Origin of the sequence: Psychrobacter sp. APC 3281, from assembly GCF_030407815.1 — a bacterium.
In the GTDB taxonomy this organism is placed as follows: Bacteria; Pseudomonadota; Gammaproteobacteria; order Pseudomonadales; family Moraxellaceae; genus Psychrobacter.
Genome location: NZ_JASDCS010000001.1, coordinates 171,643 through 185,182, shown reverse-complemented (window position 1 = coordinate 185,182; position 13,540 = coordinate 171,643). Strand labels below are relative to the sequence as shown.

General features: G+C 42.4%; 8 protein-coding genes. 3 read left to right on the top strand and 5 right to left on the bottom strand.

The features are described 5' to 3' along the window. Positions 1-52: 52 nt before the first annotated feature. Positions 53-1,729: a DUF3482 domain-containing protein gene (locus tag QL886_RS00760; RefSeq protein WP_290177326.1), complete on the top strand. Its 1,677-nt coding sequence runs from the start codon at positions 53-55 to the stop codon at positions 1,727-1,729. Between the two features lie 25 nt (positions 1,730-1,754). Here the strand turns inward: QL886_RS00760 and QL886_RS00755 are convergent, their stop codons facing one another. The 3 genes from QL886_RS00755 to QL886_RS00745 all read right to left on the bottom strand — a co-directional run bounded on the left by QL886_RS00755 (position 1,755) and on the right by QL886_RS00745 (position 4,951). Beyond that, entirely contained in the window at positions 1,755-2,768 is a 1,014-nt protein-coding gene (locus QL886_RS00755; RefSeq protein ID WP_290177325.1) for an ArsA family ATPase, read from the bottom strand. 73 nt (positions 2,769-2,841) lie between these two features. Beyond that, complete coding sequence (locus QL886_RS00750) at positions 2,842-3,153, bottom strand: cory-CC-star protein (protein WP_290177324.1); 312 nt, start codon at positions 3,151-3,153, stop codon at positions 2,842-2,844. Positions 3,154-3,268: 115 nt separating this feature from the next. Next, complete coding sequence (locus QL886_RS00745) at positions 3,269-4,951, bottom strand: carbon starvation protein A (RefSeq protein ID WP_057760164.1); 1,683 nt, start codon at positions 4,949-4,951, stop codon at positions 3,269-3,271. Positions 4,952-5,253: 302 nt separating this feature from the next. On the opposite strand from QL886_RS00745, the gene QL886_RS00740 reads away from it, so the two are divergent. After that, a complete protein-coding gene (locus QL886_RS00740) occupies positions 5,254-5,922 on the top strand; it encodes a hypothetical protein (RefSeq protein WP_238069025.1) in 669 nt (222 codons plus the stop codon). 102 nt (positions 5,923-6,024) lie between these two features. Beyond that, positions 6,025-6,588, top strand: a complete 564-nt coding sequence (locus QL886_RS00735) for a hypoxanthine-guanine phosphoribosyltransferase (RefSeq protein ID WP_057760160.1) — start codon at positions 6,025-6,027, stop codon at positions 6,586-6,588. A 92-nt stretch (positions 6,589-6,680) separates the two neighbouring features. Here the strand turns inward: QL886_RS00735 and recD are convergent, their stop codons facing one another. Both recD and QL886_RS00725 read right to left on the bottom strand, forming a co-directional pair. Next, the gene (recD, locus tag QL886_RS00730; protein ID WP_290177323.1) at positions 6,681-8,903 is read right to left on the bottom strand and encodes an exodeoxyribonuclease V subunit alpha; all 2,223 of its coding nucleotides are present in this window, start codon (positions 8,901-8,903) and stop codon (positions 6,681-6,683) included. 74 nt (positions 8,904-8,977) lie between these two features. Beyond that, positions 8,978-13,516: a UvrD-helicase domain-containing protein gene (locus QL886_RS00725; protein WP_290177322.1), complete on the bottom strand. Its 4,539-nt coding sequence runs from the start codon at positions 13,514-13,516 to the stop codon at positions 8,978-8,980. Between the last annotated feature and the right edge of the window lie 24 nt (positions 13,517-13,540).

Genomic DNA, 13,540 nt, shown 5'->3' with positions numbered 1-13,540 from the left:
ACAATAAATGGCTACTATGTGTTTTTGCCATCAATAAATATAAGACGTTACTATGAATAATGACAATAACAATAATCATGAGAATAATAAGCCTGCAGGTCTCTTTGCAGACAAGGCTTATGAGCCAACCCCTGATGTCTCAAGCACTCCTTCAGACAACACCTCAAAATCCACAGTAGCTCAGTCAATAGCTACTCAGGATAATCAACCTGTATCAACCGAAGCATCAGCAACGACAGCACCAGCGTCAAGGGTAACAAAGAAAACGATTGCCAGTGGTGAACCGCTTAAATTGGCGGTCGTCGGTCATACCAATACGGGCAAAACCTCTATACTGCGCACATTACTGCGTGACGTATATTTTGGTGAAGTCAAAAACGAAGCTGCGACCACACGGCATGTCGAGCAGGCTCAATTGACAGATAGCCAAACTGGCGAAGTCTTAGTTGCACTATACGATACACCTGGTCTGGAAGATGCTTCAGGGCTTATGGATTGGCTAGAGGACAATACCGCCAGTCGCCGTGATGGTATCGAACGATTGCAGCAGTTTTTGGCGGCGGATATTGCTCAAGGTTCAGACAGTTATGACTTGCCCTATGATTATAGCCAAGAAGCCAAAGTAATTCGTCAGCTGCTGACAAGTGATATGGCCATCTACGTAGTAGATGCTCGTGAGCCTGTATTGGGTAAATACAAAGATGAGCTAGCGATTTTGTCTTGGGCTGCGATTCCCGTGATGCCTATTTTTAATTTTACAGACAGCCAGAATGCCAATATCGACGACTGGCAGACGATGCTGGCAAGACGCAATCTGCATATTTCAACGCGTTTCGATTCGGTCGCGTTTGAGTTTGAAGATGAGATGCGTCTATGGAAAAACCTAGCCACTATGCTCACCCACTCTGAGATGCTTGAGCAGCTGATGCAACGACGGACTGAGGATTGGGCGCAGCTGTATGATGAGGCCAATATCATCATCGCTGATTTTTTATTGAATGTTGCTGCCTTTGTACGCGAGATCAACGAAGATGACGACCCACTTCCTGTGTTACAGCAAATGCAAGAAGCGGTTAGGCAAAGTGAGCGTGCGATGCAGCATAACTTACTTAACCTTTATAAGTTTTATGACAATGCGGTTGCAGCAACACCGCTTGAACTACAAGCCTATCAACAAGATCCTTTCGACCCCGAACTTCTCAAGAGCTACGGTATTCGTACCACTTCTGGTGCAGCAGCTGGCGCGCTTCTAGGACTAGGTATCGATGCAGCAGCCTTAGGTACGACACTGGGATTGGGTGCCGCAATAGGTGGGATCGCAGGCGGGTTGCTATCGAATACCAGCAGTATTGCCGATAGGATTACTGGGGTAAAACGCTTATATATCGATCCTGCTACGTTGACGCTATTAGCAACGCGAGCATTAGACTTACTTACGGCCTTACGCCATCGTGGTCATGCTGCTACAGATGCCACTCAGTTATTATATAAAGGCGAAAATAGCAGTCTTGGAACGTCGTTAACTGACGATAGTGACCATGCAGATGAAGACAATAATCCAATTACTGTATGGCCAGCACACAAACTACCAAGTGAGCTCAAAAAAGCGCGTGGTAAACCGCAATGGTCGTCGCTTAGTAGCGGTAAATCCGAACAAGCACAATTACTACGCACAGACATGGCATGGTCTCTGTCAGGTAAACTACAGTCGTACAAGCGTGAGTCATAAATTACCAGCGAACTATCTATGCACTTTATACACTTAACAACGCACTCAATGCATCTGTGCCGCGTACATCTGTCTGTTGCAGGTAAATCGGATACAGCGGGTACTTGGTAAAGCTTTGTTCGATATCCTGTAGCAGATGCTGCTGACGCTCAGCGCGGCGGCGCCAAAACTCATCCGACTGGTTGGTTGATATTAGCTGATTAATGACGATTGCTGCTGGCATGAGCTTACTGTCTTCTAATTGCTCGATAGCGCGCTTGGTCTCAGCCAATGGTAAAACATCAGCGGTCATTACTAACACAATCGCTGTTTGTGTACGGTCATGTAGTAGCAACCCTGCTTGGCGGAACAATTGCTTGCGCTTTTCTAATACGGAGACAGCTTGTTCCCAGCGATCTGATTTCTTTGCGGCAAAGGGATTGGCTACATCGTTCTTTTGACTGTCTTTTTTATTGTGACTGTCCAAATGCGTCGCCACCGAACGTAGTTTGGCCTGTCGTCGCTGCTGTGCAAGCAGCCCATCCGTCCATGCTCCCATCATTTCTGGTAATACCAATAATCGCAAAGTATGACCTGTCGGTGCGGTATCAAAGATTATGTGTTCATACCCAGCATCTGCCGCTTCGACTAAATGATGACACATAGATTCGAGCATCGCGGCTTCTTGGGCGCCAGGTGCTGACTTAGATAGCCTTAGATGCTCACGAATTTTTGGCATCATATCTGGGTTGGCATAAGCCTTAATTGTACGTTCAACTTGAGCAAAATGTTCATCGACAATCACATCAGGATTTAACTCAATCGCATCTAGATAAGGTGATATCACCGTTTTCTCATTATTGAGTCGTACATTCAATACATCGCCCAAACTATGTGCCGGATCGGTTGAGACAATTAAGGTCTTTTGCTGCTGGCTTGCATAGTAGCTGGCTAGAGATGCTGCTGTGGTGGTCTTCCCTACACCACCTTTGCCGCCGATAAATATAATCGGTTGTGTCTCTAACTGCTCTACCAATCCATGTAAAGGGTGTAATGCCATATTGTTATCTCGTATTTTGACTCATTATCTAATAAATGTTTAGCTACTTTTTTATATAGTCAATCCACTACGGTTAGCAGCACCCAACGTGGTCAAATGGACATCTATCCATTCCCATACGTGTATGCCATTCATGAAAGTTTTCTAAAAATAATGGCTGTAGCTCTAGTGTATAAAAGCTGGCGGGGTTATCAATCCCCAAGCTCTCAGCAAACATAAGCAACATAAAAAAATCTTCTTCATCACGTGCGGCGCGTGCCATCGTCTGACGATAAGGCGCATGATAAAACTCATTTAATCCACTCTTAAACCGTTGCCACCATGGTTGAGTATCCTCTAATGGTTGAACGTTTTCTATATCATTCGATGTGTTTTCATTTTCCATAATGTACTCGTATTTTACTTAATTCTTATGACCTATCATGCCTATATGATACAAAAAACGCCAGCAATTGCTGCTAGCGTTTTTTATTAAACAGATACTCAATATGGTTTAATGTTTAAACTTCACCGCTTTTACCTTTATGTAGTGACCATTCTTTTCGTAGTACAGACAAACTCTCAAACGTTACCAAAATGGTCGCGATTAAGATAATAATATCCATAATAATAAGTAGCCAATTACCATCAGTAAAGAAGGTTTTGAGCTGAATCAATAGTGCAAAGACGGTCATAACCAACAAGAACGACAATGGTGCCAAGGTGTACCAAACTGGCTTGCCCTTACGTAACAAGATAATGGTAACGATCATCAAGGTTAAAGCAGCCATTAACTGGTTGGTTGTACCAAATAGCGGCCAAATAATCATACCACCCGCGCCATCGATACCACCAGCACCGAACGCTAATAACAAACAGCTTCCGACAGCAAGTAACGTTGCAACGACACTCTTATTCAATACGGGTAAATTATAAAATTCACCAAATTCTTGGAAGATATAACGTTGTAAACGTACGCCAGTATCCATCGTCGTACCAGCAAACAATGCGGCCATTACCGTAAGCATCGTCTGTGATAGCACCATGTCGATACCAACACCGGCATTCAAGATGGTCGCACCGCCGTCGATAAACGCACCGATAGAGCCATCACCGAACTTTTGGTAGACCGCTTGCCAATCACCAAGAGTCGCAAAACCTGCGGTTGCTGCAAGGATTGCCCCAAGCGCTAGCATACCCTCACCCAATGCACCGAAGTAACCAACGAAACGAACGTCTTCTTCTTTATCAATTTGCTTAGAAGTAGTCCCTGTGGCGACCAAACCATGGAATCCTGATATGGCACCACAAGCAATTGTCACAAACAATAATGGCAGCAGTGACGGTGTATCGGCTGGTAATGCAGTGTTAACGGCTGGCGCGACAATATTAGGCGTGCCAATGAAAATAGCAGCATATAGTAGAATCAAACCGACAAATAATTGTAAGCCATTAATATAATCGCGAGGTTGAAGTAGCATCCATACAGGCAACAACGACGCAATCGCCGCATAGGCAAACAAGATCAATATCCATACTGCGTTATCAGGCAAACCCATGACGGTTTCAGGTAACACAATCGGGAACATAGGACCAAGATAGATAAGTCCGTATAACGCAGTTACCCCGATAATGGACACCCAGACCAGATTCATATTGTAGCGATAGATACACTGCCCGATGATAAAGGCAACCACCAAGGCACCCCAAACTGGCAATACCGCAGATGGCGTCTTGATCATCATATTGGCAATAGCTACGCCAAATACAGCATTGACCATCAGTAGTAATAAGAAGATAACAACCATCATCAAGCTGCGGACACGTGTGCCCATGACAGTACCAGCGATAGAGCCAATCGACTGACCTCTATTACGCATACTTGCCCAAATAGCAGACATATCATGTACGCCAGCCATAAAGATAGTACCTACTACTACCCAAATAATGGCAGGCACCCAGCCCCAAATGACTGCAATGGCAGGACCGATAATTGGTGCAGCCCCTGCCACTGACGTAAAGTGATGTCCCCACAATACATACTTATTGGTGGGAACATAATCGATCCCATCTTTCATCGTATGTGCGGGTGTAGGACGGCTGTTGTCCAATGCTAAAATTTTGGTGGCGATAAATTTTGAATAAAACACGTAGCCGCAGAGCATAGCGGCAACGGCGAATAGTAGTACGATAGCACTATTCATCTCATCTCTCCCTAGACAAGTAGTCAATAGCCTTATAAGTTCAAGCTTTTTGAATTAAAATATGAAAAATATGCTAAATTAGTGTGCGATGAGTGACTCAGCTCATCTATCGTTTAGGTAAATTCTAGCAATTTGTAAAATTATTACCAATCAACAAAGTCATTTATCTTATAACTAGGGCATGTCACTAATCAGCATTTGGTATGATGAGCCTGAGACTAAAACTTTGTTTAAATAATAACCGATTTGGTGATCAATGTAACGCAAGTAAGACATAAAAAACAACAAATAAAGGAAGTGCAATGGCACATTATTTTGGATTCGTACCCTCAGATAAACTAAAAGCTTTAATCAGTGAGGCCGAACAAGTCGTTGCTTCAAATGAGAATGTAGAGTACTACCCTTATCGCGATGCTCTTACGCATCAGACAGCGCGTGATCTTACTGATAATTTATTGGTTGGTTTGGTAGATATTATTCCTAACCCTGAGCGCCAAGCCTCTATGCGTAAAATTGTTGGAACGATTGAACGCGCGACAGATACTTTGCTCAATATCTTACTGGGTAAAGAAAACAACAAAGACGTGTTACCAAGTTTTCATTTTCTAAGAGATCATGCAACCTTTATTGATAATGAAGGTGTTAAACGTGTCGGCTTTAAACTATCAGAAAAAGATGCCAATACCATCACTGAAGGGTTTGCTGCTATCACGCCTGAGCATGTAGATAGAGCCAAATTTAAAACAGCACTCGAAACCATGAACGAAGAAACATTAACCCATTTTATCAGTCGTTATGCCGAGACATTAAAGCTAGGCATGATCAAACGTAAGTCAGTTCCAGTTGCCAAATCGGCAATTGATAAAGGCATGAGTATGGCACTTAATAAGCTATTACCTGACCTACCAAATGACTCATTGAATAGATTGGCCAATTATTACCGTCCATTTATTATAGAAAAGCCAGAATAACCCAAAAAGTTGGATTAATTTTGTCCCAAAAGTCATATGACGTTGGGCAAATTCACTAAAATTTGCTAAAATAAGCGGCACTTTTTACCAAAGGCGCACCCGATGACCCAAATCAGTAACCAAGAAATTGAAAAAACCTTACGCAACTCAGAGTGCCTTATTAGCAGTATCGAAGTAGCTGCTGCTTATGAGCGTTTGGCCGCTCAGCTCAATCTACATTATGCTGGTCTAAATCCAATTGTTATGGTCGTGATGAACGGCGGCTTGATCCCAGCTGGTCAACTACTGACTCATCTTACGTTCTACCATCGCATGCATTATATCCATGCGACTCGTTATCGTGACAACGAAGGTACTAATGAGCTTGATTGGAAATTCAAGCCTGATGTTAGTATCGAAGGTGAGCACGTATTGTTAATTGACGACATCTTTGACGAAGGTATTACCCTAAAAGCAGTTGTTGAAGAACTAAGTAAAGAAAAGCCTCTATCACTTGAGTCTTGTGTCTTGCTTAACAAGCAACATGATCGCAAAGTTGCAGATTTTGATGTGGATTTTGTGGGTATTGATGTTGCAGACCGCTATGTTTACGGTTGTGGTATGGATTTCCATGGTTACTTGCGTCACCTGCCAGGTATCTATGCAATCAAAGAAGACAAAGTTTAATTCTAGACTTAATTGATTAAAATAGTTAAGTCCTAAAAAAGCATCCAATTTGGATGCTTTTTTATTGCGCCGACAACAACTTGAATGAATCGTTAAAACTGTAATGCCAAACCAGTATGCCGCTCAGTTGGTGTTTGAACTGCTTTTTCTAAGGCGTGCTTGGTACTATATATCGTTACCTGCTTCTTAGCACGAGTCACTGCTGTATAGATAAGCTCTTTGCTCAGTAATCGTGCATGACTATTATCAAAAGTAATAGCAACATGATCAAATTCGGATCCTTGTGACTTATGAATAGTCATTGCATACGCGGTGGCTATCACCTCTTCATTTAGCAAATTAACAGCTATCCCTTGTGTCTTATTTTCAAAGAATACCTCTAATTGACTCCTTTCATCTGATGTTTGTAAGCAGAAACCAATATCCCCATTAAATAGCCCAAGCTCATAATTATTTTGTAGCACCATAACAGGACGTCCATGGAACCATATATTTTGACCCAATGGTAACTTTAACTCAGCAAGATACCATTGAGTAAGGTAGTTATTGATATAGCGGTCGCCCCATTCACCATTATGGCCAGCAGTGAGGATTCTAAATTGATTAAATACTTCCATTAACGAAGTGGTAGTATTTTTAACTGATTCTGGCACGGATTTTTCTATTGGATTTTTCAGTAAATTTCTAACTTTATTTACGTATGATTGGTAATTACTGGAGATTTTTGAAATAATTTTTTCTTTGCTTAGGCTATTTTCTATCTTGTTATTTGATAGGGACTCTGCTTGTAACGTATTAACATATTTGAAACTCAAAGCAGCGTCTTGCCTTAATAATTGCCAAATAGCTTGAAGATCTGTCTCTGCTTTATTGATTTGAGTGGCCAGTTTACCGATACCTGACTCGGCGCTAAATCGGCGGCTCTCTGTTAGCTCTGCATGTATAGGTTGCAATAGCGGAATGCGACAGAGATCAGCCAATACTGCTCCTGCATCGACGGCTGCTAACTGATTAGCATCGCCTAATAATATCAGCCTAGCACCTGGCTTTACCGCGCTCACAAGATAATTGGCCAACTCTACCCCAAGCATAGATGCCTCATCAACGATGATAATATCTTCACCGAGTGAGTTGTTGGCATCGTAGCGCGGTCTACCCGTTCGACCGATGCCTAGTAGACGATGGATGGTTTTTGCCTCTTGCAGCTGTAGTTCTACATTTGCGTCATCTAAGGCCGCCTGCAGAGACTCTTGCATACGTTGGGCAGCCTTACCCGTCGGCGCTGCTAATGCTAGACTAGCACTGTCTGTACTAAACCTAATATGTTCAGACTCATCTCCCCTACTCTCTGTCGCCTGTTGTAACGCGATAACCAATTGAGCAACGGTGTAGGTTTTACCTGTCCCTGGGCCACCAGTAATGATACTAAATGCATTATTGTTCGCCACATTGATAGCCGATATCTGTTGGTCATTTAAGTTCTCAGGCATGGTAATGTCTAAAGGCACTATCTGCTGATTCAAAATATGATTGATATGCTGCGCTAAGTTAAATTCTGCTTGCCATGTGCGGTGTAGCCAAAATGTGATTTTTGAACCTTGGGTCTCTTTATTCTTAGTGTTGTTATAGATAATTGGTTGATTATCTTTACTTAGGCTATTTTGATAGTTATTACAATCAGTGTTCACATTAACATTAGCAAATAAAGCATGCTCATGGATTGAATGAACGAAAGTATTTAAGTCGCTATTTTTCAAGCGATGATATAACGTAGTTATCGCATCAAAACGTTTGATCAACGTCTCTTTTTCATGATTACTAAGTGCTAGTTGCGCCCACAGGTAATCTCGCTGACCAAACAAAGTATCTAGTAATACAAATATCGATGTCTCCGTTGTAGTGTCATCGTCTAGTTGCGTGTTTGATTGCGTGTCTATTTGCGTTTTTATCTGAGTATCAATCAGCGCAAAAATTGGTGTTGCCAGTATCTCTAGTAAGTTCTGCTGCCATGAATATAGTTTGACCAACTCACCATTAATTTGCCCTTGTAGCGGCGTTTCATGATCGGCTGCATCAATGGTTAATACAGTATGCCCTTCTTCCAAATGAGCCGCTAAAATAACGAATAGAGCCGTAAATAAATCGCTATCTTCTGACTTACCGATTCTTCTATTTTCATCGTTTGTTTTTGCACCTATTGCGTCATACGCTACCTGCGTTTGTTGACGACGCAGCAAAATATAATCGCTGATGTTACTGGCCCAGCTCTCTTGTAAGCTGATAGCTGACTTACTTTTATTGTTATTATTACTCATCGTATATTTATCTCTTATTAATCTGATTAACTGCTATAACAATTTTTATCTATCTAATTGCTATACAAAGTTTATTAATCCGGCAGGCCAAACAAGGCATCTAAACCTTTAATAAAGTCGATGGGAATATCCCAAGTAACCAGTCCATAGCAACTTTTATCGCTCAAGCTATCTTGCTTAGACTGAACCTTATCTTGCGACACAGATGTAGTAACTGTCTGAGCACTAGGATCATACACACCGCGTAAAAACACGTACTCTACAGCGCCTAAGTACTTATCTTCGTTACCCGTATAATCACTGATTCTCATAGCAAGGAACCGATGCAATGCTACCTGATAGATTGCTGCTTGTAGCCAGTACCCCGCTTTAGACATTGCTTTCTTGAGGGTATCTTCATTGTAATCGCTTAGGCTATTTCCTAGAAAGTTACTCTTATAATCGACCACATAATACTTGCCAGCATGCTCATACACCAAGTCAATCTCACCACGCAAATAACGATATAGATGTGCTTTATTTTGTGGCACTAGAGTAACGTGTTTATCTGTCTCGTCAGGTAAATACCGTTGAAAAAGCTTACTAATATCCTGTGCTTTAAAATTCTCTGACAATCCCATGTTGAACTCTAACTCGGCAAATCGCTTACCTTTATCAAGAGTAATCAAGGGTTGATTGGAAGCCAACAGTGGCGCATGCAGCACCTCTTCAATCCAATTAACTAATGCCTCATGCTTGGTTGTATCTATTGACTCAAGATCAAACCCATCACTATTTCTTTGTTTTTTGCCTTGTGATCTGCGGCTCTGCTGTTCCGCACTGCTATATATCAGCGGCAACTGATAGCTACTAATCGCTCTATCAATAACCTGAGGCCACTGGGCTTTATTGTTAAAGTCTATTTGTTCAAATATCTCATGCAAAAACGTACCGGCATTGGCACCTTTTACAAAGGTAAAGCGGATATCATCTTCTACCTTGAGGCTTAGTTCACTGTCTTGTTCGAGAGACTCTTTGCTATTCAGTGAAGAAAGGTCTGAAACAGAAGACTCTGTCATATCAATATCTATCGCATCATCAATACGCTCATCCACTATCGCCATTGCTTGTGTAGATTCATCTAGCTGACGCGCTAAGGCGGTAAAACTGGTCTTGGCCCAGCCATAAAAATAATTGGTTTTCATAACCTCGGCAAAGGGTGCGTATTCAATAGCCTCTGTCGTAGGCTTATGAGCATTTGACTTGGTAGCAGTCATCTGAACATTATCATTTATACCTGCTGAGTTAGCATCATTGCTTGCGTAATTATTGTCATAGAACTCATTAACCTTATGACCTCTAAGCATGCCTACGATACCTTTGAGCCTATCCGGCAGCTCAAATTTTGCTTCTGGCGATTCAAACCAATAGAACACTGGCTTTAGCTCAAATCCTGTCTTGTTACTCGGATCTCGCAGCACCACATAAAGCTGCTCACTGGCTCGAGTAAATGCCACATAGCCAAGCCGTCTTATCTCATCAAAACCTTCTTGTGTCTCGATATCCGTATAGTAACCCTCATCCGTGGCAGAGCCTTGCAATGGTGAGAAGCGGCGCTGATTACCCGATTGATTATCTGTCGACTGCTGTACTTCTATCGGCTGCCGCACTAGCGCTGAAGGCGCTTGTTGTGCGTTATATAAATACAGCCCATAGTCTTCCTTATTGCCAGACTTCCTACTGGCATCACCCATTCCCAATACATAGACAATAGGGAACTCAAGCCCTTTTGACTTATGAATGGTCATCAGTTGCACGCCAGATTCTGTCGGTAGCGGATATTGCTTAGCCCAATCACTGTTGGGTGCTGTATCTATCTGCTGTCTGAACCACGCCAACAACTCATACTCACCCATTCCTAAACCATACTGCGCCAAGATATCCATCACATGACGCAAGTCCATGATATGGCGATCGCCTTCTGGATGAGCAGCTAGGGCTTGCCAAACGCCTTGCGGCTGCACAGGGCTTTTATCTAATAAATAATGTAGCGCCGATAAGATGCCAAAGTGCTGCCAACGCTGTGCCCCTTCTTTTAGATAGGTAATAAAGTCTTGATAGCTCTTTTTAATATCAGTAGCTTCATTGGCTGGGTGGTCTTTCGAATTAGACTTATTTGAATGGGCGCTTGGTGTACTGCTGCCCTCAGTAACGCCTGACTCATGGTCCGTCATCATGGCTTTGATGTTTTTAATACTCAGCCCATATAGGTGACTGGTCAATACCCGATTAATCATGTCATGACGATATGGATATAGCATGGCACTCAGTAATGCTGCCACATCTTCTGCCATGATAGTCTCAAAGATACTGACATCACTGGTGGTCAAGGTCGGCACATTAAGTTTTACTAACTCATCTTCAACCCTTTTCAGATCTTTTTTGGCACGTGCCAGCACCCCAATATCACCCGGCTGAATTGGCTTACCTTTAAGTGTCTGACCACTATTAAGCAAAGTGGCTATATGGCGAGCTGTTATTTCATGTTCATCATAATCAAACTCTTTGTCCTTGTCATAAGGCAGGTGCAATAAGCTCACTGGCTGAGCAGAAAGCACCTCTGTCACCAGCACATCATCCAGACTATCTGACGCATTAAACCAAGACAGCTCATATTCCGGTTTTGCTGCTTTGATATATTGGTAATGAATCCCAGTACCTAACTGCGACAGCTTATTCTCAGCAGTTGCTGCATCAGCCATGCCAAACCAGCAGTTCAATGCGTTAATCACACCGGCATTTGAACGGCGATTGATATCAAGTGTCCAAAGCGTACTCTTGTCAAACTGGGCTTTCATATAGTTGTAGTTGGCCACATCGCCACCGCGAAACCCATAAATAGCCTGTTTGGGATCACCAACCAATAGCAGAAACTCATGATTGGTTTTCTTATTGGTTGATTGCTTATCATTGTCCGACTGTTTACGCTTATTCTTTGGTAAATAAATGCTTTCAATCATAATGGCTTGCTCTCCATTGATATCTTGCGACTCGTCAATCAATGCCACTGGATAATGATGACGAATATAACGCGCCAGCTTATCTCCTTGGCGACCAGTTAGCGCTTGGTTTAGGCGTACCATCTGCAAACTAAAGGTCGTCTCGCCGCGCTCTTCTAAAATTACTGGTAGTCTATTACGCACAGCTAGCACAATATGACGGTTAAGATTGGCCAATACCAACAAAATATGCTGATTTAAACTGTCTAGCATGTCTAAGAGAGCCATTAACTTGCTAATGGTCTCTAGCTCAAAAAGCGTCTGATGCTCTTTTTCTTTATTCTTATTAAAGTTCTTGATTTTGCCATCTTCATCTGGATATCTGGCGTCTTGCAATGATGTTAAAATCTTATTCTCGCTCTCATTTAAATAGCTATTAAATGTCAGCTGATATTCTGATATCTTTTGATGCACATCAATAATGGCATCAAACTGTTTGGTTAAATTAGAACCACCACGAAACCCTTGAGACTTTCTATAATCAGGATTTAAATAAGGCTGGATATCTGCTAAATCTAACTGAGAAAACTCATTGATTAGCTTTTCGTATGCATCAAAATCAAAGCTTTTCTCATGCCTTATCTCATCAATTGGCGCAGAGATAAAATTAAGCGATCGAGTCACATATTTCTTATGATCGCCAACTGCAGTCAGCTTACCTTGCTGATCCATTAGCGCGTAAAGTTTGGGCTGCTCATAATACAAACGGCTCTGAAACTGACGCAGCTCATCATGAACAATGCTATCGGTAACTTGTTCAATACTGCTGTCTTCAATAATGCCCATGCCCTGCTGGTGACCAGTCTCGCTACTGTACTCCGTCAGCCATTTTTGCGCCAAGCTATCGAGCGTACCTACAAATAGCTTGTCTAGGGTAGTTAGTACCAATGCGGTACGTCTAATAGCTTCTGCCATTGGGTAACTGTACACGTGATCGAGCAAATAACCGACAAGATGCAAGTTAATAGGATCTTGCATGATGCCATCTAAACGCACATATTTGGCCTGATTAACCAACCAATCTTCGCGGTCTTTCTTTGCTTGTTTACGTTGCTCAGCCGCCACTTGCTTATCAGCAGCAAGGTCTTGATTTAAATCGTCAATGCCTGTCTCAACGTTTGCGTCTACGTCTGAATTACTGCCTGCTTGTGCGTCTTTATTACCCTCAGGCATAACTTGCAGTATGTTGGGATAGAGACTCTCTTTATTGCTAGTATCAGCACTTAGGCTATTGACCCATTGTAATAACTGATAAAAATCTACCAAACGATCATGGATACGCTGACGCATTTCGGCAGCGGCAGCTCGAGTAAAAGTCGTGGCAATGATCTGCTCTGGCGCACGTCGCGCTTCGATCAGTAGGCGTAGTACAATACCGGTCAACGTCCAAGTCTTACCCGTGCCCGCTGAGGCTTCAATCAGGTGTTTACCCGTTAGATCAACATCAACTGCCGGTATGACATCATTTTCACGTTCAGACACAGCAGACGAAGGCAGCTCATCTGAATATTCATCAAATAAATTCGGTTGTGTAGACAAGTCAATGGTATTGGTTGGATCGCTAAGGTCTGTCATATGGGCGCATACTTTTAATTATTA